The 24,882-nt window shown below is 64.3% G+C and carries 36 protein-coding genes; 34 read left to right on the top strand and 2 right to left on the bottom strand.

The window, feature by feature from the left end; all coding sequences use genetic code 11:
- Positions 1-40: 40 nt before the first annotated feature.
- The 34 genes from rpsG to BZF61_RS04095 all read left to right on the top strand — a co-directional run bounded on the left by rpsG (position 41) and on the right by BZF61_RS04095 (position 23,528).
- Positions 41-511, top strand: coding sequence for a 30S ribosomal protein S7 (gene rpsG, locus BZF61_RS04260; RefSeq protein WP_086617398.1), 471 nt, complete (start codon positions 41-43; stop codon positions 509-511).
- Between the two features lie 110 nt (positions 512-621).
- Positions 622-2,754, top strand: a complete 2,133-nt coding sequence (gene fusA, locus BZF61_RS04255; protein ID WP_086617397.1) for an elongation factor G — start codon at positions 622-624, stop codon at positions 2,752-2,754.
- Positions 2,755-2,850: 96 nt separating this feature from the next.
- Positions 2,851-4,041, top strand: a complete 1,191-nt coding sequence (gene tuf, locus BZF61_RS04250; protein ID WP_086617396.1) for an elongation factor Tu — start codon at positions 2,851-2,853, stop codon at positions 4,039-4,041.
- Positions 4,042-4,371: 330 nt separating this feature from the next.
- Entirely contained in the window at positions 4,372-4,683 is a 312-nt protein-coding gene (rpsJ, locus tag BZF61_RS04245) for a 30S ribosomal protein S10 (RefSeq protein ID WP_034905023.1), read from the top strand.
- A gap of 273 nt (positions 4,684-4,956) precedes the next feature.
- Positions 4,957-5,751: a 50S ribosomal protein L3 gene (rplC, locus tag BZF61_RS04240; protein ID WP_086617444.1), complete on the top strand. Its 795-nt coding sequence runs from the start codon at positions 4,957-4,959 to the stop codon at positions 5,749-5,751.
- 3 nt (positions 5,752-5,754) lie between these two features.
- Positions 5,755-6,381 carry a 50S ribosomal protein L4 gene (rplD, locus tag BZF61_RS04235; protein WP_086617395.1) on the top strand — a complete coding sequence of 209 codons (627 nt, stop codon included), beginning with the start codon at positions 5,755-5,757 and terminating at the stop codon, positions 6,379-6,381.
- Positions 6,374-6,682: a 50S ribosomal protein L23 gene (locus BZF61_RS04230; RefSeq protein WP_086617394.1), complete on the top strand. Its 309-nt coding sequence runs from the start codon at positions 6,374-6,376 to the stop codon at positions 6,680-6,682. Before rplD ends, BZF61_RS04230 begins: the two co-directional genes overlap by 8 nt.
- Positions 6,683-6,706: 24 nt before the next feature.
- A complete protein-coding gene (gene rplB / locus BZF61_RS04225) occupies positions 6,707-7,543 on the top strand; it encodes a 50S ribosomal protein L2 (RefSeq protein WP_086617393.1) in 837 nt (278 codons plus the stop codon).
- A gap of 6 nt (positions 7,544-7,549) precedes the next feature.
- Entirely contained in the window at positions 7,550-7,825 is a 276-nt protein-coding gene (rpsS, locus tag BZF61_RS04220; protein WP_086617392.1) for a 30S ribosomal protein S19, read from the top strand.
- Positions 7,825-8,202, top strand: coding sequence for a 50S ribosomal protein L22 (gene rplV / locus BZF61_RS04215; protein ID WP_069310550.1), 378 nt, complete (start codon positions 7,825-7,827; stop codon positions 8,200-8,202). Before rpsS ends, rplV begins: the two co-directional genes overlap by 1 nt.
- 1 nt (position 8,203) lies before the next feature.
- On the top strand, positions 8,204-8,899 hold the full coding sequence (gene rpsC, locus BZF61_RS04210) for a 30S ribosomal protein S3 (RefSeq protein ID WP_086617391.1): 696 nt from the start codon (positions 8,204-8,206) through the stop codon (positions 8,897-8,899).
- Between the two features lie 12 nt (positions 8,900-8,911).
- Complete coding sequence (gene rplP / locus BZF61_RS04205; RefSeq protein WP_086609101.1) at positions 8,912-9,346, top strand: 50S ribosomal protein L16; 435 nt, start codon at positions 8,912-8,914, stop codon at positions 9,344-9,346.
- Positions 9,346-9,558 (top strand): 50S ribosomal protein L29, encoded by a 213-nt coding sequence (rpmC, locus tag BZF61_RS04200; RefSeq protein ID WP_086617390.1) that lies wholly within the window; start codon positions 9,346-9,348, stop codon positions 9,556-9,558. Before rplP ends, rpmC begins: the two co-directional genes overlap by 1 nt.
- Positions 9,559-9,570: 12 nt before the next feature.
- Positions 9,571-9,861, top strand: a complete 291-nt coding sequence (gene rpsQ, locus BZF61_RS04195; protein WP_086617389.1) for a 30S ribosomal protein S17 — start codon at positions 9,571-9,573, stop codon at positions 9,859-9,861.
- Between the two features lie 75 nt (positions 9,862-9,936).
- Positions 9,937-10,305 (top strand): 50S ribosomal protein L14, encoded by a 369-nt coding sequence (gene rplN, locus BZF61_RS04190; RefSeq protein WP_086617388.1) that lies wholly within the window; start codon positions 9,937-9,939, stop codon positions 10,303-10,305.
- Positions 10,305-10,625 (top strand): 50S ribosomal protein L24, encoded by a 321-nt coding sequence (gene rplX / locus BZF61_RS04185; protein ID WP_086617387.1) that lies wholly within the window; start codon positions 10,305-10,307, stop codon positions 10,623-10,625. Before rplN ends, rplX begins: the two co-directional genes overlap by 1 nt.
- The gene (gene rplE / locus BZF61_RS04180) at positions 10,618-11,205 is read left to right on the top strand and encodes a 50S ribosomal protein L5 (RefSeq protein WP_086617386.1); all 588 of its coding nucleotides are present in this window, start codon (positions 10,618-10,620) and stop codon (positions 11,203-11,205) included. Before rplX ends, rplE begins: the two co-directional genes overlap by 8 nt.
- 42 nt (positions 11,206-11,247) lie before the next feature.
- Positions 11,248-11,553, top strand: coding sequence for a 30S ribosomal protein S14 (gene rpsN, locus BZF61_RS04175; protein ID WP_086617385.1), 306 nt, complete (start codon positions 11,248-11,250; stop codon positions 11,551-11,553).
- Between the two features lie 11 nt (positions 11,554-11,564).
- Positions 11,565-11,960, top strand: coding sequence for a 30S ribosomal protein S8 (rpsH, locus tag BZF61_RS04170; RefSeq protein ID WP_086617443.1), 396 nt, complete (start codon positions 11,565-11,567; stop codon positions 11,958-11,960).
- Positions 11,960-12,493, top strand: coding sequence for a 50S ribosomal protein L6 (gene rplF / locus BZF61_RS04165; RefSeq protein WP_086617384.1), 534 nt, complete (start codon positions 11,960-11,962; stop codon positions 12,491-12,493). Before rpsH ends, rplF begins: the two co-directional genes overlap by 1 nt.
- Before the next feature lies 1 nt (position 12,494).
- Positions 12,495-12,839, top strand: a complete 345-nt coding sequence (gene rplR / locus BZF61_RS04160; protein ID WP_086617383.1) for a 50S ribosomal protein L18 — start codon at positions 12,495-12,497, stop codon at positions 12,837-12,839.
- Between the two features lie 2 nt (positions 12,840-12,841).
- The gene (rpsE, locus tag BZF61_RS04155) at positions 12,842-13,549 is read left to right on the top strand and encodes a 30S ribosomal protein S5 (RefSeq protein WP_086617382.1); all 708 of its coding nucleotides are present in this window, start codon (positions 12,842-12,844) and stop codon (positions 13,547-13,549) included.
- A gap of 6 nt (positions 13,550-13,555) precedes the next feature.
- Positions 13,556-13,732 carry a 50S ribosomal protein L30 gene (gene rpmD, locus BZF61_RS04150; RefSeq protein ID WP_086617381.1) on the top strand — a complete coding sequence of 59 codons (177 nt, stop codon included), beginning with the start codon at positions 13,556-13,558 and terminating at the stop codon, positions 13,730-13,732.
- Positions 13,733-13,804: 72 nt separating this feature from the next.
- Positions 13,805-14,329, top strand: coding sequence for a 50S ribosomal protein L15 (rplO, locus tag BZF61_RS04145; RefSeq protein WP_086617442.1), 525 nt, complete (start codon positions 13,805-13,807; stop codon positions 14,327-14,329).
- Between the two features lie 142 nt (positions 14,330-14,471).
- On the top strand, positions 14,472-15,836 hold the full coding sequence (gene secY / locus BZF61_RS04140) for a preprotein translocase subunit SecY (RefSeq protein ID WP_086617380.1): 1,365 nt from the start codon (positions 14,472-14,474) through the stop codon (positions 15,834-15,836).
- 102 nt (positions 15,837-15,938) lie between these two features.
- Positions 15,939-16,586, top strand: a complete 648-nt coding sequence (locus BZF61_RS04135) for an adenylate kinase (RefSeq protein WP_086617379.1) — start codon at positions 15,939-15,941, stop codon at positions 16,584-16,586.
- 70 nt (positions 16,587-16,656) lie between these two features.
- Positions 16,657-17,460 (top strand): SRPBCC family protein, encoded by an 804-nt coding sequence (locus tag BZF61_RS04130; protein WP_211276710.1) that lies wholly within the window; start codon positions 16,657-16,659, stop codon positions 17,458-17,460.
- Positions 17,461-17,713: 253 nt separating this feature from the next.
- Complete coding sequence (gene rpsM / locus BZF61_RS04125) at positions 17,714-18,082, top strand: 30S ribosomal protein S13 (protein WP_086617378.1); 369 nt, start codon at positions 17,714-17,716, stop codon at positions 18,080-18,082.
- A 56-nt stretch (positions 18,083-18,138) separates the two neighbouring features.
- Entirely contained in the window at positions 18,139-18,528 is a 390-nt protein-coding gene (gene rpsK / locus BZF61_RS04120; protein WP_017666383.1) for a 30S ribosomal protein S11, read from the top strand.
- Positions 18,529-18,655: 127 nt separating this feature from the next.
- Entirely contained in the window at positions 18,656-19,711 is a 1,056-nt protein-coding gene (locus BZF61_RS04115; RefSeq protein WP_086617377.1) for a DNA-directed RNA polymerase subunit alpha, read from the top strand.
- A 199-nt stretch (positions 19,712-19,910) separates the two neighbouring features.
- Positions 19,911-20,330, top strand: coding sequence for a 50S ribosomal protein L17 (rplQ, locus tag BZF61_RS04110; RefSeq protein ID WP_086617376.1), 420 nt, complete (start codon positions 19,911-19,913; stop codon positions 20,328-20,330).
- Between the two features lie 89 nt (positions 20,331-20,419).
- The gene (locus tag BZF61_RS04105; RefSeq protein WP_086617375.1) at positions 20,420-21,820 is read left to right on the top strand and encodes a serine hydrolase domain-containing protein; all 1,401 of its coding nucleotides are present in this window, start codon (positions 20,420-20,422) and stop codon (positions 21,818-21,820) included.
- A 147-nt stretch (positions 21,821-21,967) separates the two neighbouring features.
- Positions 21,968-22,510 carry a hypothetical protein gene (locus BZF61_RS04100; protein ID WP_086617374.1) on the top strand — a complete coding sequence of 181 codons (543 nt, stop codon included), beginning with the start codon at positions 21,968-21,970 and terminating at the stop codon, positions 22,508-22,510.
- Between the two features lie 181 nt (positions 22,511-22,691).
- Positions 22,692-23,528 (top strand): hypothetical protein, encoded by an 837-nt coding sequence (locus BZF61_RS04095; protein ID WP_086617373.1) that lies wholly within the window; start codon positions 22,692-22,694, stop codon positions 23,526-23,528.
- Here BZF61_RS04095 and BZF61_RS04090 read toward each other — a convergent pair.
- A complete protein-coding gene (locus BZF61_RS04090) occupies positions 23,525-24,172 on the bottom strand; it encodes a trimeric intracellular cation channel family protein (RefSeq protein ID WP_086617372.1) in 648 nt (215 codons plus the stop codon). The genes BZF61_RS04095 and BZF61_RS04090 overlap by 4 nt on opposite strands.
- Entirely contained in the window at positions 24,169-24,864 is a 696-nt protein-coding gene (locus tag BZF61_RS04085; RefSeq protein WP_086617371.1) for a PepSY domain-containing protein, read from the bottom strand. The genes BZF61_RS04090 and BZF61_RS04085 overlap by 4 nt, the downstream gene beginning before the upstream one ends.
- Positions 24,865-24,882: the final 18 nt, after the last annotated feature.

Here is a 24,882-nt window from a genome sequence, read left to right as displayed (position 1 = left end):
GACCCGGACGGGTTCGCCGCATTCCGAAGGAATTAAGAAGATGTCACGTCGTCGTCGTCCCGAGAAGCGGGAAATCCTGCCCGATCCGCAGTATGGTGATCGGGTTCTGTCGAAGTTCATGAACAACCTCATGCTCGACGGGAAGAAGGCCGTTGCCGAAAAGATCGTCTATGGCGCGCTCGCCGCGGTCGAGAGCAAGGCCAAGACCGATCCGATCCAGCTGTTCCACGATGCGCTGAACAACGTGAAGCCGCAGGTCGAGGTTCGTAGCCGCCGCGTGGGCGGTGCGACCTACCAGGTGCCGGTGGAAGTGCGTCCCGAGCGCGCTCAGGCCCTGGCGATCCGCTGGCTGATCAGCGCTGCGCGCGGTCGTCCGGAAACCACGATGGCCGCGCGGCTGTCGGCCGAGCTGATGGATGCGGCCAACAACCGCGGCAACGCGGTCAAGAAGCGCGAAGACACCCATCGCATGGCCGACGCCAACCGGGCCTTCTCGCATTACCGCTGGTAACTCCGTTGATTGTGGGCAGCCGCGGGGCTTGGTCTTTCGGCTGTCACAATCATCCCTATATGGGGCGCTGACCGCAGACCGGCGGCCCCCTCACTCGTAAGGAACCTGATATGGCCCGCGAATATCCGCTGGAGCGCTATCGCAATATCGGCATCATGGCGCACATCGATGCCGGCAAGACCACGACGACCGAGCGTATTCTCTACTACACCGGCAAGTCCTACAAGATCGGCGAGGTGCACGATGGCGCCGCGACGATGGACTGGATGGAGCAGGAGCAGGAACGCGGGATCACCATCACCTCGGCCGCGACCACGACCTTCTGGACCGCCGAGGATCCGACCATGGATCCGATGAGCGATCCCGAGGCGCTGCGCGCCAAGATGCCCAAGCACCGCATCAACATCATCGATACCCCCGGCCACGTGGACTTCACCATCGAAGTCGAACGCTCCCTGCGCGTCCTGGACGGCGCGGTAGCGGTGTTCGACGGGGTGGCCGGCGTGGAACCTCAGTCGGAAACCGTCTGGCGCCAGGCCGACAAGTACGGCGTCCCCCGCATGTGCTTCATCAATAAGTTGGATCGCACTGGCGCCGATTTTTACTACTGCGTCCAGTCGATCATCGACCGTCTCGGCGCGACCCCGCTGGTGCTCTATCTCCCGATCGGTGCGGAGAACCAGCTGCAGGGTGTGGTCGACCTCGTGAACAACCGCGGCATCGTCTGGAAGGACGAGACGCTGGGCGCGAAGTACGAATTTATCCCCATTCCCGATGATCTGGCCGACAAGGCGGCGGAATATCGCGAGAAGCTGATCGAGACCGCAGTCGAACAGGACGACGAGGTCATGGAAGCCTATCTCGAAGGGAAGGAGCCGGACGTTGCGACCCTCAAGCGCCTGATCCGCAAGGGCACCATCGCGCGCGCTTTCGTGCCGATCACTTGCGGCTCGGCGTTCAAGAACAAAGGCGTCCAGCCGCTGCTCGACGCAGTGGTGGACTACATGCCTTCGCCGCTGGATATTCCGCCGATCAAGGGCGTGCTGCCCGGCACTGACGAGGAAGACGAGCGTCCGTCAAGCGATGATGCTCCGTTCGCCGCGCTGGCGTTCAAGATCATGAACGACCCGTTCGTCGGATCGCTGACCTTCACCCGCATCTACTCGGGCAAGCTCACCAAGGGCCAGGTCCTGAACTCGGTGAAGGACAAGAAGGAAAAGATCGGGCGCATGCTGCTGATGCACTCGAACAACCGCGAAGACATCGATGAGGCATTCGCGGGTGACATCGTCGCGTTGGCCGGTATGAAGGACACCACCACCGGGGACACCCTGTGTGACCCTTCCAAGCCGATCATTCTCGAGCGCATGGAATTTCCCGAGCCCGTCATCGAGTTGTCGGTCGAGCCCAAGACCAAGGCCGACCAGGAAAAGATGGGCATCGCGCTCAATCGTCTCGCGCAGGAGGATCCGTCCTTCCGCGTTTCGACTGATCACGAGAGCGGCCAGACGATTATCAAGGGGATGGGCGAACTGCATCTTGACATCATCGTCGATCGCATGCGTCGCGAATTCAAGGTCGAGGCCAATGTCGGTGCGCCGCAGGTGGCCTACCGCGAATACCTCGCGCGTGAAGTCGAGGTCGATTACACCCACAAGAAGCAGTCGGGCGGCTCGGGCCAGTTCGGCCGCGTGAAGGTTGTCGTCACCCCAGGTGAACGCGGCCAGGGCGTGATCTTCGAGGACCACATCAAGGGCGGGAACATCCCGCGCGAATACATCCCGGCGGTCGAGAAGGGCTTCCGCGAACAGGCCGAAAGCGGCCACCTCGTCGGCTTCCCGATCATCGACTTCACCATCAAGCTGATCGACGGCGCCTATCATGATGTCGACTCGAGCGCGATCGCGTTCGAAATTGCCGCGCGCGGGGCGATGCGTGAAGTCGCGCAAAAGGCCGGCATCAAGCTGCTCGAGCCGATCATGAAGGTCGAAGTTGTCACTCCGGACGAATATCTGGGTGACGTGATCGGCGACCTCAACAGCCGGCGCGGTCAGATCCAGGGCACCGATACCCGCGGCAATGCCCAGGCGGTCGAGGCGTTTGTCCCGCTCGCCAACATGTTCGGCTACGTCAACGAACTGCGCTCGTTCACGCAAGGGCGCGCGCAGTACACCATGCAGTTCTCGCACTATGACGAGGTTCCGGCCAACGTCGCAGCCGAGGTCAAGGAGAAACTTGCCTAAGCTGCTTCGGCAGTCTAGGGGCGGCGCCTGATTCTGCGGGTGCCGCCACATTCTCCCGCGAACTCATCTTTTCATCCAAGAAGGTACACCAGAGAAATGGCCAAGGAAAAATTCCAGCGGAACAAGCCGCACTGCAATATCGGCACGATCGGTCACGTCGACCACGGCAAGACCACGCTGACGGCGGCGATCACCAAGGTGATGGCTGAAACCTACGGTGGCGAAGCGGTTGATTTCGCCAACATCGACAAGGCTCCCGAAGAACGGGAGCGCGGCATCACCATCTCGACCGCGCACGTCGAATATGAAAGCGAAAAGCGCCACTACGCCCACGTCGACTGCCCGGGTCACGCCGACTACGTGAAGAACATGATCACCGGTGCCGCGCAGATGGACGGTGCGATCCTCGTCGTGAACGCCGCCGACGGCCCGATGCCCCAGACGCGTGAGCACATCCTGCTTGCCCGTCAGGTCGGTGTGCCGGCGCTGGTGGTGTACATGAACAAGGTCGACCAGGTCGACGACGAGGAAATCCTCGAGCTGGTCGAGCTTGAAGTGCGCGAGCTGCTCAGCTCGTATGACTTTGACGGCGACAATATTCCGATCATCAAGGGTTCGGCGCTCGCCGCGCTCGAAGGCCGCGATGATCACATCGGCAAGGATTCGATCATTGCCCTGATCAAGGCGGTTGACGAATACATCCCGCAGCCCGACCGTCCGATCGACAAGGACTTCCTGATGCCGATCGAGGACGTGTTCTCGATCTCGGGTCGCGGCACCGTTGTGACCGGCCGTGTCGAGACCGGCGTGGTGAACGTGGGCGACGAAGTCGAAATCGTCGGTCTCAGGGACACCCGCAAGACCACCGTCACCGGCGTCGAAATGTTCCGCAAGCTGCTCGATCGCGGCGAGGCGGGTGACAATATCGGCGCGCTGATCCGCGGCGTTGCGCGCGATGAGGTCGAGCGTGGTCAGGTGCTGTGCAAGCCCGGCTCGGTCAAGCCGCACACCGAGTTCGAAGCCGAGGTCTATGTGCTGTCGAAGGACGAAGGCGGCCGTCACACCCCGTTCTTCGCCAACTACCGCCCGCAGTTCTACTTCCGCACCACCGACGTGACCGGCGAAGTGATCCTTCCCGAAGGCACCGAAATGGTGATGCCGGGCGACAACGTCTCGATCGGCGTCAAGCTGATCGCGCCGATCGCCATGGACGAAGGTCTGCGCTTCGCGATCCGCGAGGGCGGCCGGACCGTGGGTTCGGGCGTCGTGTCCAAGATCACCAAGTAAGGTTCGGCTCCCGCGGGGAGCGTGACCTCAGATTCGGAGGCCCGGTCGCTTGCATGAGCGATCGGGCCTCTTGGCATCGAAGGGCAGGGCGTTCGGGCGTGGCAGGGGCACGCGTTGGATGGTCACGCAATTTCCTTGCCAATCCCCCTTGCCTTGAAAGGGTGCGCCCCGTATAGGCGCGCATCCGCAGACGAGATTCGCGCTCGTCTGACACGAGTTTTGAAGAAGGCCGCCCGCTCACGGGAAACCGAGCCATGCGGGGCGGTCTTTGTTTTTGGGAATTGCCGGGCAACCGGTGGCTCCTTGGCTCTTTCGCATCGGTAGTAGGACATGGAAGCTCAGAATATCCGCATTCGCCTCAAGGCGTTCGATCATCGCGTTCTCGACCAGGCGACGGGCGAGATCGCCGACACCGCCCGTCGGACCGGCGCGCTCATTCGTGGCCCCATTCCTCTGCCGACGCGGATCGAGAAGTTCACCGTGAACCGCGGGCCGCACATCGACAAGAAGTCGCGTGAGCAGTTCGAGGTGCGCACCTACAAGCGGCTGCTCGACATCGTGCAGCCCAACGCTCAGACCGTCGATGCGCTGATGAAGCTCGATCTGGCGGCCGGCGTGAACGTTGAGATCAAGCTGGCGTAAGCTGGCCGACATGCCCTCGCCTCACGGGTGAGGGCCTCTATCGTGGGAGCGGTTGACGCTCCGCCTGACGATAGGGTGGATACCGCCGGAGCCGTGCTCCGGGCTGCGTCCCCCGTCTCGCTTCCTGCGGCCATCTGGCCAGCGGAAGCATTCAGCCCGGACGGGGCGATGCTTGAAAACTCGGGCTGAACTGGGCTGCGGCACTTGCGGCGCGGCCTGCCATGCACCTTGCGGATGGTCCGTGGGGTGCCTCTGATGAGGAGTAACAAGACGATGCGCACCGGCGTGATCGCAAAGAAAGTCGGGATGACCCGCCTCTTCCAGGAGGACGGACGGCACGTGCCCGTGACCGTTCTGTCGCTGGAAGATTGTCAGGTGGTTTCGCACCGCACCGCAGAACGCGATGGCTATTTCGCGCTGCAGCTGGGTGCGGGTGAAGCCAAGCAAAAGAATGTCGCCAAGCCGCAGCGCGAGCACTTCGCCAAGGCTGGCGTCGGCCTCAAGAAGCAGGTCGCCGAATTTCGCGTGGATAGCGAAGATGCGCTCGTGCCCGTCGGTGCGACCATCTCGGCCGATCACTTCGTGCCCGGCCAGAAGGTCGACATTACCGGCCATACCCAAGGCAAGGGCTTTGCGGGCGCGATGAAGCGTTGGGGCTTTGGCGGTATGCGCGCCACCCACGGCGTGTCGATCTCGCACCGTGCGCATGGTTCGACCGGTAACCGTCAGGATCCGGGCCGGGTGTTCAAGGGAAAGAAGATGGCCGGCCACATGGGCGACCGTCAGCGCACCCAGCAGAACCTCGAAATCGTCCGCACCGATGCGACCCGCGGCCTGCTGTTCGTGAAGGGTTCGGTTCCGGGCTCGAAGAACGGCTGGCTGCTCGTGCGCGACGCGGTCAAGCTGCCGCTGCCTGAGGGCGTGCCGTTCCCTGGCGCGGTGCTCGAGAAGGGCGCTCCGGTCGCTGATGAGACGCTCTCGGTGGTCGAGGCGGCCGCCGAACAAGCCATCGTGACGGAAGGTGCCGAGCCCGGCACCGAGGCCACCGAAGAAAACAAGGAAGGCTGAGCCATGAAGATCAAGGTTCAGAAAATCGACGGCGGAAACGCCGCAGGCGAGATCGAGCTGTCGGATGACGTGTTCGGCCTCGAGCCGCGTGCCGACATCCTGCACCGCGTCGTGACCTGGCAGCTCGAAAACCGCCGCGGCACCGCCCGCCCGACGCGCGAGCGTTCGGACGTGGCCCGCACCGGCAAGAAGTTTGGCCGCCAGAAGGGTGGCGGATCGGCCCGTCACGGCGACCGTGCGGCTCCGACCTTCATCGGCGGCGGCAAGGCTCATGGTGCGCGCAAGCGTGATTTCGGGCAGTCGCTCAACAAGAAGATCCGCGCGCTCGGCCTGAAGATGGCGCTATCGAGCAAGGCCAGGGACGGCCTTATCGTGGTGGACAGCCTCGCGCTGGCCGAAGCCAAGACCAAGGCGCTCAAGGGTCACCTCGTGAAGGCCGGTCTTTCGGGCAAGGTGCTGGTGATCGACGGCGAACAGGTCGACGCGGGCTTCAAGAAGGCGGCTGGCAACCTGCCGGGCGTCAACGTGCTCCCGGCGATCGGCGCCAATGTTTACGATATCCTCAACCATGACACGCTGGTTCTCACCAAGGCCGCGGTCGAAAAGCTGGAGGCGCGCTTCAATGGCTAAGAAGCAGACCGTCGATGCGCGTCATTACGACGTGATCCTCGCCCCCCACATCACCGAGAAATCGACCCTCGCGTCCGAACAGAACGCGGTCGTCTTCAAGGTGGCCAAGGATGCGACCAAGCCCCAGATCAAGGAAGCCATCGAAGCGATCTACGACAAGAAGGTCGTCGCGGTGAACACCCTAGTGATGAAGGGCAAGACCAAGCGCTGGAAGGGCAAGGCCTATCAGCGCAGCAACGTGAAGAAGGCGATCGTCACCCTCGCCGAGGGCGAAATGATCGACATCACCAGCGGAATCTGAGGCCAAGGGACAGAGGCACGAACAATGGCACTCAAGAACTACAAGCCGACCAGTCCCGCGCGCCGCGGTCTGATTCTGGTCGACAAGTCGGCCCTGTGGAAGGGCAAGCCGGTCAAGGCGCTTACCGAAGGCAAGCGCAAGACCGGTGGCCGCAACAACAAGGGCCATGTCACCTCGCGTGGCATTGCCGGTGGTCACAAGCAGAAGTATCGCTTTATCGACTTCAAGCGTCGCAAGTGGGACATGCCGGCCACCGTCGAGCGGATCGAGTACGACCCGAACCGCACGGCGTTCATCGCGCTGGTGCGGTACGAAGACGGCGAGCAGGCCTACATCATCGCGCCGCAGCGTCTGGCGGTCGGCGACACGGTGGTGGCGGGCGAGAAGACCGACACCAAGCCGGGCAATGCGATGCTGCTGGGTCAGATGCCCGTTGGCACGATCTGCCATAATGTCGAGATGAAGCCGGGCAAGGGTGGCCAGATCGCCCGTTCGGCTGGCGCCTATGTGCAGGTCGTTGGCCGTGACCGCGCGATGGTCATCGTCCGGCTCAACTCGGGCGAGCAGCGTTACCTGCGCGCCGACTGCATGGGCACGGTGGGGGCGGTATCGAACCCCGACAACGCCAACCAGAACTTTGCCAAGGCCGGCCGCTCGCGCTGGATGGGCAGGCGTCCGCTGACCCGTGGCGTGGCGAAGAACCCGGTCGATCACCCGCACGGTGGTGGTGAAGGGCGCACCTCGGGCGGTCGTCATCCGGTGACCCCGTGGGGCAAGCCGACCAAGGGGGCCCGCACGCGCCACAACAAGCAGACGGACAAGATGATCATCCGTTCGCGTCACGCGAAGAAGAAGAGGTAAGAGACAATGGCACGTTCCGTCTGGAAAGGTCCGTTTGTCGAGCTGAGCCTGCTCAAGAAGGCTGAAAGCGCGCAGGAAACCATGAACACCAAGCCGATCAAGACCTGGTCGCGGCGTTCGACGATCCTGCCGCAGTTCGTCGGGCTCACCTTCAACGTGTACAACGGGCACAAGTTCATTCCCGTTTCGGTTTCGGAAGAAATGGTCGGCCACAAGCTCGGTGAATTTGCGCCCACGCGCACCTTCCCCGGTCACGCCGCCGACAAGAAGGGCAAGCGCTAATGGGTAAGGCAAAGGCACCCCGCCGCGTGGGCGATAACGAGGCGCTGGCCGTCGGCACCACCATCCGTGGTTCGGCGCAGAAGCTCAACCTCGTGGCCGCCCTGATCCGCGGCAAGAAGGCTGAAGAGGCGATGAACATCCTCGCCTTTTCGAAGCGGGCGATGGCGCGCGATGCGAGCAAGGTGCTCGCCTCGGCGATCGCCAATGCGGAAAACAACCACAACCTCGATGTCGACGCGCTGATCGTCGCCGAAGCGAGCGTGGGCAAGTCGGTGACGATGAAGCGCTTCCACACCCGTGGCCGCGGTAAGTCGACCCGGATTTTGAAGCCGTTCTCGCGTCTGCGGATCGTGGTTCGCGAAGCAGAGGAGGCCTGAGATGGGTCAGAAGAGCAATCCGATCGGTCTGCGCTTGCAGATCAACCGCACCTGGGACAGCCGCTGGTACGCCGAAGGACGTGACTATGCGGGCCTGCTCAAGGAAGATCTCGCGATCCGCAAGTACATCATGGAAAACCTGCCGCAGGCGGCGATTTCCAAGGTCGTGATCGAGCGTCCGGCCAAGCTTTGCCGCGTTTCGATCTTCGCTGCGCGCCCCGGTGTCATCATCGGTAAGAAGGGTGCAGACATCGAGAAGCTGCGCGCGAAGCTCGCCACGATGACCGCGAGCGAGGTCAAGCTGAACATCGTCGAGATCCGCAAGCCGGAGATCGATGCCAAGCTCGTGGCGCAGGGCATTGCCGACCAGCTGGTGCGCCGCGTGGCGTTCCGCCGGGCGATGAAGCGTGCGGTGCAGTCCGCGCTTCGCCTGGGCGCGGAGGGCATCAAGATTGTGTGCGGCGGCCGTCTCGGCGGGGCGGAGATCGCCCGCGTCGAATGGTATCGCGAAGGCCGCGTTCCGCTCCACACCCTGCGTGCTAACATCGACTATGCTGAAGCCGAGGCGCTCACCGCTTACGGCATCATCGGCATCAAGGTGTGGATCTTCAAGGGCGAGATCCTCGCGCACGATCCGACCGCGCAGGACCGCCTGATGATGGAAGCCCAGACTTCCGGCGTCCGTCCGGCCCGCTAGAGGTAACAGACAATGTTGCAACCGAAGAAAACCAAGTTTCGCAAGCAGTTCAAGGGCCGGATCAAGGGCGAAGCCAAGGGTGGCACCACCCTCAACTTCGGCTCCTATGGGCTCAAGGCGCTTGAGCCGGAGCGTGTCACCGCCCGTCAGATCGAAGCGGCGCGTCGTGCGATCACCCGTCACATCAAGCGTCAGGGCCGGCTGTGGATCCGCGTGTTCCCCGATGTGCCGGTGTCGAAGAAGCCTGCCGAAGTCCGTCAGGGCAAGGGCAAGGGTTCGGTCGAATACTGGGCGGCCAAGGTGAAGCCGGGCCGCATCCTGTTCGAACTCGACGGCGTCGCCGGCCCGCTGGCCGCCGAAGCTTTCGAGCGCGCAGCGATGAAGCTGCCGATCAAGACCAAGGTCGTCGCCCGCCTTGGCGACACCAGCCACCTGGGAGGCGAATAATGGCCGATATCGCGGACCTTCGCACCAAGACCGATGATCAGCTGAACGCCGAGCTCATCGAGCTCAAGCGCGAGCAGTTCAATCTCCGGTTCCAGGCTGCGACCAACCAGCTCGAGGCTCCCTCGCGCATCCGTGAGGTGCGCCGGACCATCGCGCAGATCAAGACGCTCCAAAACGAGCGTGCGGCCAAGGCCGCCGCCGCCAAGGCGTAAGGAGTAAGCACAATGCCCAAGCGCATTCTCGTCGGGACTGTGACCTCCGACAAGACCGACAAGACCGTCACCGTGAAGGTCGAACGCAAGGTGAAGCATCCGCTTTACGGGAAGATCATCCGTCGTTCGAAGAAGTATCACGCGCACGACGAGAACAACGAATACACCGTGGGCGATGTCGTGCGGATCGAAGAGACCCGTCCGATTTCGAAAACCAAGACCTGGATCGTCAAGGATCGGGTCGTCGCGGGCGGCCCCCAGGCGATCGAGGCTGATCTCGATGTCGCGGAAGCGGGCAACTGAATTGGCGTAAACGGAACTGCCGGGCCCCGGTCGGATCGGGCGTCCCGGTAAGCCACTGAGAAGGAAAACGGATCAATGATCCAGATGCAATCCAATCTCGACGTCGCGGACAACAGCGGCGCCAAGCGCGTCCAGTGCATCAAGGTGCTGGGCGGCTCGAAGCGCCGGACCGCGGGCGTCGGCGACGTGATCGTCGTCTCCGTCAAGGAGGCGCAGCCGCGCGCGAAGGTAAAGAAGGGCGACGTTCACCGCGCGGTGATCGTGCGCACCCGCAAGGACGTGCGCCGTCCGGATGGTACCGTCATCCGCTTCGACAGCAACGCTGCCGTGCTGGTCAACAAGAACGAGGAGCCGATCGGCACCCGTATCTTCGGCCCGGTGGTGCGCGAGCTGCGGTCGCGCGGCTTCATGAAGATCATTTCGCTCGCTCCGGAGGTGCTGTGATGGCAGCCGCCAAGATCAAGAAGGGTGACAGCGTCGTCGTGCTTTCGGGCAAGGACAAGGGCCGCACCGGTACGGTTACCCAGGTTCTCCCGAAAGAGGGCAAGGTTGTTGTCGAGGGCGTCAACATCGTCGCCCGTCACCGCAAGCCCAGCCAGCAGAACCCGCAGGGTGGCATCGACCGGTTCCCGGCCCCGATGCACATCTCGAAGGTTGCTGTGGCTGATCCCAAGACGGGCAAGCCCACCCGCGTCCGTTTCGAGGTGCGCGATGGCAAGAAGGTGCGCGTTGCCGTGAAGAGCGGGGAGACCATCAATGGGTGAGAAAACCTACACGCCGCGGATGAAGGCGAAGTACGACGCCGAGATCGTCAAGGCGATGATCGCGAAGTTCGGTTACAAGAACCGGCTCGAGGTCCCCAAGATCGAGAAGATCACGCTCAACATGGGCGTGGGCGAAGCGAGCCAGGACAAGAAGAAGGTTCAGACCGCTGCCGAGGAAATGGCGCTGATCGCCGGCCAGAAGCCGGTGATTACGCTCGCCAAGAAGTCGATCGCGCAGTTCAAGCTGCGTGAGGGCATGCCGATTGGCTGCAAGGTGACGCTGCGCCGTGACCGGATGTACGAATTTCTCGATCGTCTGGTGACCGTAGCCATGCCGCGCATCCGTGACTTCCGTGGGCTGAACGCCAGGTCGTTCGACGGCCGTGGCAACTATGCGATGGGGCTCAAGGAGCAGATCGTCTTCCCCGAGATCAGCTACGACAAGATCGAGAAGGTGCGCGGGATGGACATTATCGTCACCACCACCGCCAAGACCGACGAAGAGGCGCGCGAGCTGCTGCGTCTGTTCGGTTTCCCCTTTCAGGGTGAAGCCAAGGGCGAACAGAAGGAGGCGGCGTGAGCCGCTTTCTCGTAGAGACACGAAAGAAGAGAGCTTAAGTCCATGGCGAAACTGAGTTCGATCAACAAGAACGAACGCCGCAAGAAGCTCGTCAAGCGCTATGCCGCGAAGTACGAGAAGCTGAAGGCGATCGCAAACGACACCTCGCTTGACGAGACCGAGCGTCTGCTCGCTCGGCTCAAGATGGCGGAAATCCCGCGCAATGCGAACCCGACGCGGGTGCGCAACCGCTGCGCCACCACCGGCCGCCCCCGCGGCTATTACCGCAAGTTCGGCATCAACCGTATCGAACTGCGCGAACTCGGCAACAAGGGCCTCATTCCGGGCCTGACCAAGTCGAGCTGGTGAGGACCAAGTACATGGCTATGACCGATCCCCTGGGTGACATGCTCACCCGCATCCGCAACGGCCAGCAGGCGAAGAAGGACTCGGTCCTCACCCCTGCCAGCAAGCTGCGCGCCAATGTTCTCGAAGTGCTCCGGCGTGAGGGCTACATCCGTGGCTACTCCGAGGATAATTCGGGCAAGCACCCGGCGCTGCGGATTGAGCTTAAGTATTTCGAAGGCGAGCCCGCGATCAAGCACGTGGCCCGCGTCTCGAAGCCCGGCCGCCGGATCTATTCGGGCTCGAAGGAGCTTCCGAGCGTCCGCAACGGCCTTGGCATCACCATCGTCTCGACGCCCAAGGGCGTGCTCTCGGATGCCGAGGCGCGCGCCCATAACGTCGGTGGCGAAGTGCTGGCGGAGGTGTTCTGATGAGCCGCATCGGCAAGAAGCCGGTGGCGATCCCTGACGGGGTGACGGCCACCATCGAAAACAGCACGCTGAGCGTGAAGGGCCCCAAGGGCACCCTCACCATGGGTCTGTCCGATCTCATCGACTACAAAGTCGAAGCGGGCGAGATCGTGGTCAAGCCGGCCAATGACAGCAAGCAGGCGCGTGCCTTCTGGGGCATGCAGCGCACGCTTGTATCGAATCTGGTCGAAGGCGTCACCGTCGGCTTCACCAAGATCCTCGACATCAAGGGGGTCGGCTATCGTGCCAGCGCGCAGGGCCGCAACCTCAAGTTGCAGCTCGGCTACAGCCACGATGTCGATCTTCCGGTGCCCGAAGGTCTCGAAGTGAAGACCCCGGATCAGACCACGATCGAAATCTCGGGCATCGACAAGCAGGCCGTGGGCCAGTTTGCTGCCGAAATCCGCCGCTGGCGCAAGCCCGAGCCGTACAAGGGCAAGGGCATTGCCTATCGCGGCGAGTACATCTTCCGCAAGGAAGGGAAGAAGAAGTAAGATGGCAAAGCTTTCCCTTTTCGAACGTCGCCGTCGCCGGGTCCGCTCCGCGCTGCGTGCGCGGGCCGGTGGCAAGCCGCGTCTTTCCGTGCACCGGACTGGTCGCCACATCTATGCGCAGATCATCGACGATGCTGCCGGCAAGACGCTTGCCGCCGCCTCGTCGCTGAGCACCACGGGGAGCGGCGCCAACGTCGCGGCTGCGGCCGAGGTCGGCAAGCAGATTGCCGAGGCTGCCAAGAAGGCGGGCGTGACCAGTGTCGTGTTCGATCGCGGCGGATTCTTGTTCCATGGCCGCGTCAAGGCGCTGGCCGATGCCGCCCGTGAAGGCGGGCTGGAGTTCTGATCATGGCTGATGAAAACACCATTGAAGCCGCCGACGTGGCGGGCGACATCGCCGGCGAAGCGGGCGAGACCCAGGGCCGTCGCGGTCGTGGGCGTGGCGGCAACCGCGATGGCGGCGAGGGCCGCGGTCGTGGCCGCGGCAACCGCGACGATCGGCGCGGCAAGCAGGAAGAAGACGACGGCATCATCGAGAAGCTGGTGCACATCAACCGCGTCTCGAAGACCGTGAAAGGCGGCAAGCGCTTCGGCTTTGCTGCGCTGGTCGTGGTCGGTGACGGTCAGGGCCGGGTTGGTTTTGGCCACGGCAAGGCCCGTGAGGTGCCCGAAGCCATCACCAAGGCGACCGCTGCGGCCCGCAAGAAGATGATCCGCGTGCCGCTCAAGGAAGGCCGCACGCTGCACCACGACGGCAACGGACGTTTCGGCGCCGGCAAGGTGACCGTCCGTTCGGCGCCTCCGGGGACCGGTATCATTGCCGGCGGTCCGATGCGCGCCGTGTTCGAGAGCCTCGGCGTTGCCGACGTGGTGACCAAGTCGGTCGGCACCTCGAATCCCTACAACATGATCCGCGCCACCTTCGCCGCGCTGTCCGAGCAGACTTCGCCGAAGTCGGTTGCCCAGCGTCGCGGCAAGAAGGTTGCCGACCTGCTGGGTCGGGGCGGGGTGAGTGCAGCCGAGGCCGAGGCCGAAGCTGCTGCGATTGTGGAGTAATTCCAGATGGCTACCATCAAGATCAAGCAAGTGGGTTCGCCCATCCGTCGCCCCGCCATCCAGCGCCAGATCCTCATCGGTCTGGGCCTCAACAAGATGCACAAGGTGGTCGAGCGTCAGGACACCCCCGAGGTGCGCGGCGCGATCGCCAAGATCCCCCATCTGGTGCAGGTGGTCGACTAACATCAGGCAAGGCCCCGCTTGTCGGGGCCTTGCTTCCTCCCCGCGCGACAAAAGCGAAAGCGAGTGCAGAAAATGAAACTGAATGACATCCGCGACAATGCCGGTGCCCGCAAGGGCCGCGTCCGTGTCGGCCGTGGTATCGGCTCGGGCAAGGGCAAGACCGCCGCACGCGGCCAGAAGGGCCAGAAGGCCCGTTCGGGCGTTGCGATCAAGGGCTTCGAAGGCGGCCAGATGCCGCTTCACATGCGCCTGCCGAAGCGCGGCTTCAACAACCCTTTCGGCAAGGATTATGCTGAGGTGAATGTCGGCATGGTCCAGAAATTCATCGACGCGGGCAAGCTCGATTCCAAGGCCACTATCACCGAGGACGCGCTGCGTGCTGCGGGCCTCGTGCGCGGCGGCAAGGACGGCGTGCGTCTGCTCGGCAAGGGCGAAATCACCACCAAGGCGAGCTTTGCCGTGACCGGCGCGTCCAAGGGCGCGATTGCTGCGGTTGAAAAGGCTGGCGGCAGCGTCGAAGTCGCCCCGACCCCGACCCCCGAGCACGAGAAGAAGCTCGCCCGCCGCGAAGCCAACAAGGCGGCGAAGGCGAAGTAATCGACGAAATGGTGCGCGCGGGGGTTCGACATTGGCCCCCGCGCTCCCTATTTACGCTCCCGCACGCCGCAGCGGCCCTCCACCAAGGGTGATTTCGCTGACCTGGCGGGTCCGGATCAAGAGCTAGGATCGACCTCATCCCATGGCATCACGCGCCGACAATATCGCGAGCAACCTCAACCTCGGCAATTTCGCCAAGGCCACCGAGCTTCGCCAGCGTATCTGGTTCACGATCGGGGCGCTGATCGTCTTCCGTTTCCTCAGCTTCGTGCCGTTGCCCGGCGTCAACCCGCTGATCCTCAGCGAGCTGTATGACCAGACCCGCGGCGGCATCCTCGATCTGTTCAATACCTTCTCGGGTGGCAGCCTTGAGCGCATGAGCCTGATCGCGCTCGGCGTGATGCCCTACATCACCGCTTCCATCGTGGTGCAGATGGCTTCGGCGCTGCACCCGACGCTGGCTGCGCTCAAGAAGGAAGGTGCGGCGGGGCGCCAGAAGCTCAACCAGTACACCCGCTACGGCGCGGTGGTGCTGTGCGCGATCCAGGGCTATTTCCTCGCCGTCGGCCTTGAAAGCTTCGGCGCGCAGAGCGGCCTGCAGGCGGTGGTCGATCCCGGCTACCTGTTCCGCATCGTCGCCGTCATCAACCTGGTCGGGGGCACCATGTTCCTGCTCTGGCTGGGCGAGCAGATCACGAGCCGCGGCATTGGCAACGGCGTTTCTCTGATCATCATGGCGGGCATCGTTGCCCAGTTCCCGACCTTTGGTTCCAACCTCTTCGAAGGCGGCCGCACGGGCGCGATCGCGCCGGCCATCATCATTGCCTTCATCGCCATGGTGGTGGGCCTCATTCTCCTCATTTCCTTCATGGAGCGCGCCCAGCGCCGGCTGCTGATCCAATATCCCAAGCGTGCGACGCAAAACGGGATGATGCAGGCTGATCGTTCGCACCTGCCGCTGAAGATCAATACCGCTGGCGTGATCCCGCCGATTTTCGCCAGCTCGCTGTTGCTCTTGCCGCTGACAATCTCGCAGTTCGCTGGCCAGTCGGTTGACAGCGAGAGCGGTTTCTACACCGTCATCCAGTCGCTCAACCAATATCTCGCCCACGGCCAGCCGCTCTACATGGCGCTCTACGCGATCGGCATCATCTTCTTCTGTTTCTTCTACACCGCGGTGGTCTTCAATCCTGAGGAGACGGCGGACAATCTCAAGAAGAACGGCGGTTTCATCCCCGGCATCCGTCCGGGCAAGCGCACCGCGGACTATCTCGAATATGTCCTGACCCGCATCACCGTGATCGGCGCGATCTATCTGACGCTGGTTTGCGTGCTGCCGGAATATATGATCGCCCAGACCGGCATTCCGCTGTTTCTTGGCGGCACCAGCCTGCTGATCGTCGTCAATGTCACCGTCGACACGATCACTCAGGTCCAGTCGCACTTGCTGGCGCATCAGTATGGCGATCTCATCAAGAAGGCCAGGCTCAAGGGTCGGATGCGCTGACGCCAGACCGAAGTCTACTTGACGCTAAGCCGATGATAGTTGAACCCGCGATTTGGAAAGCAAGCCGCCGGTCTGAACCGGCAGCATAACGGGGGACGGTTTGTGAACATCATTCTTCTTGGTCCTCCCGGAGCTGGCAAGGGCACGCAGAGCGCCGGCTTGGTCGAACGGCACGGGATGCGCCAGCTCTCTACCGGCGATATGTTGCGCGCCGCCGTCAAGGCTGGCACCCCGGTCGGGCTTAAGGCCAAGGAAGTGATGGATCGGGGCGAGCTGGTTTCGGACGAGATCGTCTCGGACCTGATCGACGCCGAGCTGGCCGCGATGGGTCAGGAAACGGGGGTGATCTTCGATGGTTATCCGCGCACTGCCGCGCAGGCCGAAATGCTCGACGCGATTCTGGCGCGCAACGGCCGCGTGCTCGATCACGTGATCGAGCTTGAGGTTGACGAAGACGCGCTGGTCGAGCGCATCACCGGTCGTTTTTCCTGTGCCAATTGCGGTGCGCTCTATCACGATACCGCCAATCCGCCTGCCACCCCTGGCGTGTGCGACAGTTGCGGCGGCACCGAGTTCAAGCGCCGCCCCGACGACAACGAGAAAACCGTGCGCACTCGGATGCAGGAATACCGCGCCAAGACTGCACCGATCCTGCCCATCTACGAAGCACGCGGGATCGTCTCGCGGATTGACGGCATGGCTCCGATTGACACGGTCGCCGAACAGATCGACGCCATTCTGCGCGGCTGACTGTGTGCAGGCGCTTTCGCGCCTGGGCGGTTTGGCCTAATTATCTGCCGGGATGAGGGAGGTTGTCGCCATGGCGAAGATCCGAAGGTTCTGCGCGCTCGCGGCGCTTTGGCTGCTTTACCCCGCGCCGGGGGCGGCCGAGGTCATCAGTCGCGGGACGGACAGCTTCGTTTCGCGCCACGAGGTGGTGGTCAAGGCCAGCCCCAAGGAGGTTTGGCTGGCGCTGATCTCGCCGGCGGGCTGGTGGACGCGGGAGCACACCTGGTCGGGCGATGCCGCCAATCTCACCCTGACTCCGCAGGCCGGTGGGTGTTTCTGCGAGAAGATTCCCGAAGTTGACGAACCGGGGCGCTTCACGCTCGAAGGCAGCGTCGAGCACATGCGCGTGATCCAGGCCTATCCCGAACGCGCGCTGCGGATGCAGGGCGCGCTCGGGCCGCTCCAGAGCGAGCCGGTCAACGCCATTCTCACCATCGCCATCAGTCAGGTCGAGCAGGGCACCCGGATCGTGTGGGAATACAATGTCGGCGGTCCGATGCGCTATGACGTGCCGGTAATCGCCCGGGCGGTTGACGGGGTGATCGGCGTACAGATCGCGTCGCTCGCCAAGGGGCTCGGCCCGGTCGAGATGCCGCCGGCGGAACCCGCGCCTGCGCCCGAAACCCAAAGTGTGCCCGCCGACGAGAAGGCCGGGGCGGCCCCGGCCAAGGCACCCTCTGCCAGCGCCGCTGCGCCCGGCGCTGCCGGTGGGCGGGCGGCCAAGGTGGGCGCCAAGCCGTCCAAGCCGGCCCCCGATCAGACACCCGTGCCCAAGCCGAAGATCCCGAAGGTAGACGACGTGTTTGGCGACTTGGCGGACGAGGACAAGCCCTGAATCGGGCACGGCAGCACCACGGGATCGCAAGCGGTTGACGGGTTGACCGAATCAGCCTATGCGCGCGGCTCATTCGACATGCTCGAAAGAAGTTCGGCAGGCACAGCGCCCGCGTGTGCCAACCGGACTTTTTGCCGTTTGCGTTCCTGCCACCGGGCAGGGATTCCGGCAAAAAGGGCAGACGGATGGATGAGCGTTGAGATAGGGGCGGGCCATCAAGGTCCACAAACCCCTGTGGAGCATGGAGAAATAAGTGGCTCGTATTGCCGGGGTCAATATCCCCACCAACAAGCGCGTGATCATCGCACTCACCTATATTCACGGGATCGGTCGCACCACGGCTGTCCAGATCGCCGACAAGCTGGGTATCGCGCACAGCACGCGGGTGCAGGATCTTTCGGATGAGGAAATCCTGCGTATCCGCGAGACGATTGACGCCGAATTCACTGTCGAGGGCGATCTGCGTCGCCAGACCGCGATGAACATCAAGCGGCTGATGGACCTTCGTGCCTATCGTGGCCTGCGTCACCGCAGTGGTCTGCCCGTCCGCGGCCAGCGCACCCACACCAACGCCCGCACCCGCAAGGGCAAGGCCAAGCCGATCGCAGGCAAGAAGAAGTAAGCGCAGCGCAAGCCGCTCACGCTTTTTCCTTCTGACGAGCTAGAGGAATATTGAAAATGGCACGCGAACCAGGCCGTATCCGGCGCCGTGACAAGAAGAACATCACCAGCGGCGTTGCGCACATCAACGCCAGTTTCAACAACACCATGATCACCATCACCGATGCGCAGGGCAATGCGATCAGCTGGTCCAGCGCGGGCATGATGGGCTTCAAGGGCAGCCGCAAATCGACTCCCTACGCCGCGCAGGTTGCCGCCGACGATGCCGGCAAGAAGGCGGCCGAGCACGGAGTGCGTACGCTCGAAGTGGAGGTGAAAGGCCCGGGTTCTGGTCGGGAAAGCGCGCTGCGCGGTCTCGCCGCGGTGGGCTTCAACATCACCTCGATCCGCGACGTGACCCCGATCCCGCACAACGGGGTCCGTCCCTCGAAGCGTCGCCGCGTCTGATCCGCCGAGATGGCGGCGGCAATCCGTGCCGCCGCCGCTCGAAGGGGCCAGACGCTGCGCCGCCTCGCAGAGCTTCCGGCCCGCCCAGAATTTGAACCGCCCGCCATGGGCGAATTAGGGGAAATCCATGTCCGTCAATACGAAGAACTGGCAGGAACTCAAGAAACCCAACACCCTCGAAATCAAGGATGGCGGCGATCGTCAGCGCAAGGCGACCTTCGTTGCCGAACCGCTTGAGCGCGGCTTCGGCCTCACGCTCGGCAACGCGCTGCGCCGGGTGCTGCTCTCCAGCCTTCAGGGCGCCGCGATCACCTCGATCAGGATCGAGAACGTGCTGCATGAATTCTCCTCGCTTGCCGGGGTGCGCGAGGACGTGACCGATATCGTGCTCAACGTGAAGCAGATCGCGCTGAAGATGGAAGGCGAAGGCCCCAAGCGGCTCCAGCTTTCGGCCACCGGCCCGGGCGAAGTGCGCGCGGGTGACATTGCCGTCACCGGCGATATCGAGGTGATGAACAAGGATCTGGTGATCTGCCATCTCGACGAAGGTGCAACGCTCAACATGGAGCTGACCGCGGATACCGGGAAGGGCTATGCGCCGGCTGTGGCGAACCGTCCGGTGGACGCGCCGATCGGCCTCATTCCGGTCGACTCGCTCTATTCGCCGGTGCGCCAGGTGAGCTACAAGGTCGAGAACGCCCGCGTCGGGCAGGAGCTCGATTACGACAAGCTCTCGCTCACTGTCGAAACCGATGGCACCGTCACCCCCGAAGACGCTGTGGCCTATGCCGCGCGCATCCTGCAGGACCAGCTCACTCTGTTCGTCCACTTCGAGGACGGCATTCCGCAGCCGCAGAGCGCGATGATCGGCCATGCCGTGCAGCCGGAGGAAAGCGACGCCAACCAGCTCAATCGCTACCTCCTCAAGAAGGTCGACGAACTGGAACTGTCGGTGCGTTCGGCCAACTGCCTCAAGAACGACAACATCATCTACATCGGCGATCTGGTCCAGAAGACCGAAGCCGAGATGCTGCGCACGCCGAACTTCGGCCGCAAGTCCTTGAACGAGATCAAGGAAGTGCTTTCGAGCATGGGCCTGCGCCTCGGCATGGACATCCCCGGCTGGCCGCCGGAGAACATCGAGGAAATGGCCAAGAAGCTCGAGCAGGAGCTGCTGGGTTAAGCCAAGCAGCCGCCGCCTGAGGCAACCGCAGGTTGCCGAAGGACGGCGGCTTGCCCGGCCAGCGAGCGAAGCTCGTCTGACGCCACGGGATTTACTCGCGTGACGGCTGGCCAAAGAGACGGGCGAAGGTGGCGGCCCTGATAGCCACCAGCACTGGGGTACCTGAAACGGCCCCTTTTCGAACGAAGGATGAAGTCAAATGCGTCATGGTATGTCGGGCCGCAAGCTGGGCCGCAAGACGGGACACCGCAACGCGCTGCTGCGCAACCTTGCGGCGGCTCTGATCAAGCACGAGCAGATCACCACCACCTTGCCCAAGGCCAAGGAACTGCGCCCCTATGTCGAAAAGCTGATCACGCTCGCGAAGCGTGGCGGGTTGTCGAACCGTCGTCTGGCGATGAGCCGGCTTGGAGACGAAGCCCAGCTCAAAAAGCTTTTCGACGTTCTGGCCACCCGTTACGCGGATCGTGAGGGCGGCTACACCCGCGTGCTGCGCGCCGGAATCCGTGCCTCGGACGCGGTGCAGATGGCAGTGATCGAGTTGGTCGACCGCGACGAGGCGGCCAAGGGCCAGGATTCCGGCCCGGTGCAATCGGAAGACGAATACGAAGACGCCTAAGCTGCGCGTCGACCAAAGCACGGACAGGGCCGCACGGGAGCAATCCGGCGGCCCTTTTCTTTTGCCAGGGGCGGGTTAGGGTGCCCGTCATGATCCGCACCCCCCTGGCCGGAGCCGCGCTGCTCCTCGTTGCTGCCCCTGTCATCGCCCAGAACCCGCAGGAGGCGCTCGACGCCCGCTACGCGCGCGCGGTGGCCGCGGGCTACAAGGCGCTGATGCTGTGCAGCGCAATCGCGATTGCCGAACGCAACGGCACCACCCGCACCCCCGAAAGCGTCGTGGCGTGGGAGCTGACCGGGATCCAGGCGCCGCACAATGCGCTCCTGGCCGAACTGCCTTTTGAAATCGTGCGCCGGCCCAGCGGCCAGATCGCGCACGTGGCGGTCGAATGGGCCGAGGATATGCCGGCACGGATCGCCGCCTATTTCGGCCCGGACAGCGGCTGTTCCACTTTCCCGATTGGTGCGCCCGAGGATTCGGGCAATCCGCAAGCGCCGGTGCCCGCTGCTGAACCGCAATTGGCGCAGCAGGTCGAGGGCGTTTTGCCCGCGGGGAAGGCCGGAGATGCTCTCACCCTCACGGTGCAAAGGGCGCTCGACGGGTCTGCCTATGGCGCCGGCGCGCGCACGAGCGCGATCATCATCCAGTCTGATGGGACAAGGGTGGCCGAGGCTTACGCGCCCGGTTTCGATGCCAGCACCCCGCAGCGCAGCTGGTCGGTCGCCAAGTCGATCGCGGCCACATTGGTGGGCGCGGCGGTGCTGGAGGGCGAAACCAGCGTCGATGAACCAATCGGCATCAATTTCTGGCGCGCCGGGGGAGCGAGCGATCCGCGCAATGCCATCACCCTCGATCACGCGCTGCGCATGGCGACAGGACGCTATTCCGACACGCCGGGCAACCGCACGGATCCGCTCTATTTCGGTGGCTCGACGGTCGACGAGACGGCCTTGGCCTGGCCGCTGATCCATAAGCCGGGGACGGTGTTTCGCTATGCCAACAATGACACCTTGCTGGCGGTGAAGGCGATCGGCGGATGGCTCGCCTATTACCCGCCGCACGAATTCTTCGCCAAGCTGGGAATGATGCATACCGTCGCAGAAACCGACATTCGCGGCGAATATGTCCTGTCCTCGCAGATCTGGACCACCGCGGGCGATCTGGCGAAGTTCGGCCAGCTCTATCTCGACGACGGCAAGCTCCGCTCGGGCGAGCGGGTGCTGCCCGAAGGCTGGGTGAAATACGTCACCACGCCTTCCGGCCCGCAGCCTCTTACTGGCACCTTCGGCTACGGGGCAGGGTTCTGGCTGCTCAACAAGGAGGAAGGCGTGCCGCCCGACACCTTCGCGGCGATCGGCAACCGCGGGCAATATGTGGTGATCATCCCCTCGCGGCAGGTGGTTATCGTGCGGCGCGGCGAGGATCCGCCGGGCGCTGGCTTTGATATCGCCGGTTTCATCCGCGACGTGCTCGCGGCACTGCCCGGGTAGGCTTCGACGCCTCCCCGTTCAGTAAACCGTGGCACTAGATTAACGCATCCTTTCGCGACAATTCAGGCAAGCCTCACGCCGAATCGCACAAAACGACTGCGACGCCCCGGCAATTCCGCCAGCGGGCCGGCAAAGAGGAATGTTTCGATGACCACCAAGACCAACCGGTTGGCCTCCGGCAACGTGGCCCGGCTCGCGCTCGGTGCGGTCGCCGCAAGCGCGCTGGCCGCCGCTTCCGTCAGCCCTGCAACGGCGCGTGATCACGGCGACCGCGACGGGATCAGTGCGGGCGAGATCATCGCCGGGGCGGTGGTGATTGGTGGCATTGCCGCGCTTGCCGGCGCCTTCGATGGCGACCGCTGGGACCGCCGCGACTACTACGGCGACCGCTGGGATCGCGGCGACCACTGGGGCTTCGGCGGCGGCGCGCGCGGGGCCGTGGAACGCTGCGTTCGGGCGGCCGAGAACCAGGCCCGGCGCTTCGGCGGCTACCGCTATGCCGACGTGATCGACGTGCGCGACGTTGATCGCCGTCGCTTCGGCTTCCGGATCGAGGGCCGGATCGAAGTGAGCGATGGCGGACGCTGGGGCGGACGCGGGCGCGGCTATGATCGCGGTCGCTTTACCTGCCGGCTCGATGGACGCGGGGCGCCGCTGATCGACTTCGACGGCATCCGCGGCCTGCGCTGACTGCCTTCCCGTTCGCGCCGCTCTGCTCGGCCTGCCGGGCACTCGCAATGCCCGCGCGCCGGTGGCCGGCGGTGCGGCGCATCGGGGGATGCGTTCAGCTCCGTGCAAGCGTGATAGGCTTAGCCTTCCTCGCATCAGGGCGTTTGGTGGGCGCTTGCAACGCAATCAGAGGGGAGCATCCATGGCTCTGACGTTCCGTGCGCTGGCGCTTGCCGGTGCGCTTGCTGGCACCACTATTTCTGCGGCCCCGGCTGCGGCGGCGATCGAGCCTGCTGCGCTGGCCGGGTTCGGACCGCCCGTCTCGGCCTTCGATCACAGCCGGTTCGATCCCGCCAGCACAAGCACGGACTGGCGCTGCTGGGGATGGCGATGCCGGGGCTGGGGCCACCATGGCTGGCGGCGCAGCCGCGTGGATGCCGGCGATGTGCTGATCGGTGCGGCGATCATCGGCGGGATTGCCGCGATCGCCAGTGCCAACAACCGCCGCGTGCGCGAGCGCGATGTCGTTATCGTCGAGCGCGACCGCCGCTGGCGCGATGACACCCGCCGCTTCGATGATCGCCGCCGCGAACGGCGCGGCAATGGGGCTTCGGGTCTCGACAACGCGGTTGACCAGTGCCTGAGCCGGATCGAGCGCGATGTGCGGGTCGACACGGTCGACAATGTCGAGCGGACCGCTGCCGGCTGGCGGGTCAGCGGGGCGCTGTTCAACGGTGCGCCGTTCCAGTGCCGGATCGGCAATGACGGGCGGATCGAAAGCGTCGATTTCGAGGGGAGCTTCGGCGGTGGCTGGGGCGCAGCTGCCGGTGCGGCTGACCGTGCCGACGGCCAGTGGAGCGACGATCGCTATGCCTCGGCGCGCGCAGCGGTGGGCGGCGCGGTTCGGCCCGATATGGCGGTGAGCGCGGCGCGCGTGCCGCCCGTCGCTGCGACCGGCGCGGCGATGCCCGCCTATCCCGGAGGGCCGATTCCCGGCGAGGTAATTCCCGAAAGGATCGACGACGATATCGGCGGCTAGTGACCCGATGGGTTAGGGCCGCCATAGCTCGGCAGGGCCCATTCCCAGCGGATCGCCGCTGCCCGAAGCAAGAAACCGCAGGCGAAGGCAAGCGCCCACGCCGCCTCGACCGGTAACTCCAGTGCCCGGGCAGTCGGCATCCCGCCGACGCACAGGGCCGAGGTGAGCGCGGCCGGTGTCACGTAGAGTTCCGGGCTCATGATGATCGAGGGGCGGCCGGCCAGCACGTCGCGGATGATCCCGCCGACACAGCCCGTGATCACCCCCATCAGCGCGGCTGGGACCGGCGGTACGCCGTAAGCGAGCGCCTTGGCGCTGCCGAGCACGGCATAGGCCGCAAGCCCTGCGCCATCGGCATAGGCAAAGCCCTTGCCCTCCCACCACCGCACCGGCGTGAACCACGCGATCAACGCCGTGCCGAGGCACACCGCAGCGACCCATGCGTCGGTGATCCAGAACACCGGTGCGCCGATAAGCAGATCGCGCAAGGTCCCGCCCCCCACACCCGTTACCAGGGCAAAGAAGGCCATGGTGACGAAGGTTTGCCGCAACCGCGCCGCCAGCACCGCGCCCGAAAGCGCGAATAGCGCGATGCCGGCAAGATCGAGCCAATCGAGAATCGGGGTGAGGAGAGCCGGAGTCATGGCGATGGCGCAGCCACCCGCGCCTTGCGGTGGCGGAACATCAGCACGCAGCCGATCAAGGCTCCAGTGAGCGCCAGCGCGGCGAAGATGATCAGCACGGGGTGGCTGGTGTCCTCCCTCTCGGCAAGATCCATGATGTGCAGGCCCCAGGCGAAATCGAAGGCGCGCCACCAGCGGGTGCGCACCGCCTCGATCTGGCCGGTGTCGCGCCCGACATAGACATTGGTGCCGTCTGCGAGCGCGACCTGCCACACCGCCAGCGGGCGGCGGAAATCGAACGGCGTCTTGTCGGCGGGGAACAGCGTCACCCGCTCCACCTCGTCACCGCCGATGATGCGTGCGCCCACCAGCGCGCGGGCGGCGGCGGCATCGAGCGCGGGCAGAGGCGCCCCGGTGGCGAAATCGACCCGCCGCACGCTGCCGTCCAGCGCCGTCAGGATGGCGACCGCGCGCCCATCCTGCATGGTGACGCGCATTTCGGCGAGGTTCGCCTCCGCCCCTGCCAGCGCGCTGCCGGGGATGGCGAGGGCCTGCGGCGGCACCTCGCGTCGCAGATGCTCGCCGCGCACTTCCTCGATCGGGCGCGCGACCATGAACAGCCCGGTCGCCAGCCACATGGCGATCGGCACCCCGACCAGCCAGCCGAGCCAGATGTGCCACTTGGCGAGGGTGCGCATCGTCAGTTGTGCCATGCCTTGGCCATGGCGAGG

Origin of the sequence: Erythrobacter tepidarius (genome assembly GCF_002155695.1) — a bacterium.
In the GTDB taxonomy this organism is placed as follows: domain Bacteria; phylum Pseudomonadota; class Alphaproteobacteria; order Sphingomonadales; family Sphingomonadaceae; genus Erythrobacter; species Erythrobacter tepidarius.
Note: the sequence above shows the minus strand (reverse complement) of the source record. Positions and strands in the feature narration are given on the sequence as shown.

Bases quoted from the DNA above. Each gene is read 5' to 3' on its own strand.
- rpsG (WP_086617398.1), top strand. From the start codon at position 41: ATGTCACGTCGTCGTCGTCCCGAGAAGCGGGAAATCCTGCCCGATCCG.
- fusA (WP_086617397.1), top strand. From the start codon at position 622: ATGGCCCGCGAATATCCGCTGGAGCGCTATCGCAATATCGGCATCATG.
- tuf (WP_086617396.1), top strand. From the start codon at position 2,851: ATGGCCAAGGAAAAATTCCAGCGGAACAAGCCGCACTGCAATATCGGC.
- rpsJ (WP_034905023.1), top strand. From the start codon at position 4,372: ATGGAAGCTCAGAATATCCGCATTCGCCTCAAGGCGTTCGATCATCGC.
- rplC (WP_086617444.1), top strand. From the start codon at position 4,957: ATGCGCACCGGCGTGATCGCAAAGAAAGTCGGGATGACCCGCCTCTTC.
- rplD (WP_086617395.1), top strand. From the start codon at position 5,755: ATGAAGATCAAGGTTCAGAAAATCGACGGCGGAAACGCCGCAGGCGAG.
- BZF61_RS04230 (WP_086617394.1), top strand. From the start codon at position 6,374: ATGGCTAAGAAGCAGACCGTCGATGCGCGTCATTACGACGTGATCCTC.
- rplB (WP_086617393.1), top strand. From the start codon at position 6,707: ATGGCACTCAAGAACTACAAGCCGACCAGTCCCGCGCGCCGCGGTCTG.
- rpsS (WP_086617392.1), top strand. From the start codon at position 7,550: ATGGCACGTTCCGTCTGGAAAGGTCCGTTTGTCGAGCTGAGCCTGCTC.
- rplV (WP_069310550.1), top strand. From the start codon at position 7,825: ATGGGTAAGGCAAAGGCACCCCGCCGCGTGGGCGATAACGAGGCGCTG.
- rpsC (WP_086617391.1), top strand. From the start codon at position 8,204: ATGGGTCAGAAGAGCAATCCGATCGGTCTGCGCTTGCAGATCAACCGC.
- rplP (WP_086609101.1), top strand. From the start codon at position 8,912: ATGTTGCAACCGAAGAAAACCAAGTTTCGCAAGCAGTTCAAGGGCCGG.
- rpmC (WP_086617390.1), top strand. From the start codon at position 9,346: ATGGCCGATATCGCGGACCTTCGCACCAAGACCGATGATCAGCTGAAC.
- rpsQ (WP_086617389.1), top strand. From the start codon at position 9,571: ATGCCCAAGCGCATTCTCGTCGGGACTGTGACCTCCGACAAGACCGAC.
- rplN (WP_086617388.1), top strand. From the start codon at position 9,937: ATGATCCAGATGCAATCCAATCTCGACGTCGCGGACAACAGCGGCGCC.
- rplX (WP_086617387.1), top strand. From the start codon at position 10,305: ATGGCAGCCGCCAAGATCAAGAAGGGTGACAGCGTCGTCGTGCTTTCG.
- rplE (WP_086617386.1), top strand. From the start codon at position 10,618: ATGGGTGAGAAAACCTACACGCCGCGGATGAAGGCGAAGTACGACGCC.
- rpsN (WP_086617385.1), top strand. From the start codon at position 11,248: ATGGCGAAACTGAGTTCGATCAACAAGAACGAACGCCGCAAGAAGCTC.
- rpsH (WP_086617443.1), top strand. From the start codon at position 11,565: ATGGCTATGACCGATCCCCTGGGTGACATGCTCACCCGCATCCGCAAC.
- rplF (WP_086617384.1), top strand. From the start codon at position 11,960: ATGAGCCGCATCGGCAAGAAGCCGGTGGCGATCCCTGACGGGGTGACG.
- rplR (WP_086617383.1), top strand. From the start codon at position 12,495: ATGGCAAAGCTTTCCCTTTTCGAACGTCGCCGTCGCCGGGTCCGCTCC.
- rpsE (WP_086617382.1), top strand. From the start codon at position 12,842: ATGGCTGATGAAAACACCATTGAAGCCGCCGACGTGGCGGGCGACATC.
- rpmD (WP_086617381.1), top strand. From the start codon at position 13,556: ATGGCTACCATCAAGATCAAGCAAGTGGGTTCGCCCATCCGTCGCCCC.
- rplO (WP_086617442.1), top strand. From the start codon at position 13,805: ATGAAACTGAATGACATCCGCGACAATGCCGGTGCCCGCAAGGGCCGC.
- secY (WP_086617380.1), top strand. From the start codon at position 14,472: ATGGCATCACGCGCCGACAATATCGCGAGCAACCTCAACCTCGGCAAT.
- BZF61_RS04130 (WP_211276710.1), top strand. From the start codon at position 16,657: ATGGCGAAGATCCGAAGGTTCTGCGCGCTCGCGGCGCTTTGGCTGCTT.
- rpsK (WP_017666383.1), top strand. From the start codon at position 18,139: ATGGCACGCGAACCAGGCCGTATCCGGCGCCGTGACAAGAAGAACATC.
- BZF61_RS04115 (WP_086617377.1), top strand. From the start codon at position 18,656: ATGTCCGTCAATACGAAGAACTGGCAGGAACTCAAGAAACCCAACACC.
- rplQ (WP_086617376.1), top strand. From the start codon at position 19,911: ATGCGTCATGGTATGTCGGGCCGCAAGCTGGGCCGCAAGACGGGACAC.
- BZF61_RS04105 (WP_086617375.1), top strand. From the start codon at position 20,420: ATGATCCGCACCCCCCTGGCCGGAGCCGCGCTGCTCCTCGTTGCTGCC.
- BZF61_RS04100 (WP_086617374.1), top strand. From the start codon at position 21,968: ATGACCACCAAGACCAACCGGTTGGCCTCCGGCAACGTGGCCCGGCTC.
- BZF61_RS04095 (WP_086617373.1), top strand. From the start codon at position 22,692: ATGGCTCTGACGTTCCGTGCGCTGGCGCTTGCCGGTGCGCTTGCTGGC.
- BZF61_RS04090 (WP_086617372.1), bottom strand. From the start codon at position 24,172: ATGACTCCGGCTCTCCTCACCCCGATTCTCGATTGGCTCGATCTTGCC.
- BZF61_RS04085 (WP_086617371.1), bottom strand. From the start codon at position 24,864: ATGGCACAACTGACGATGCGCACCCTCGCCAAGTGGCACATCTGGCTC.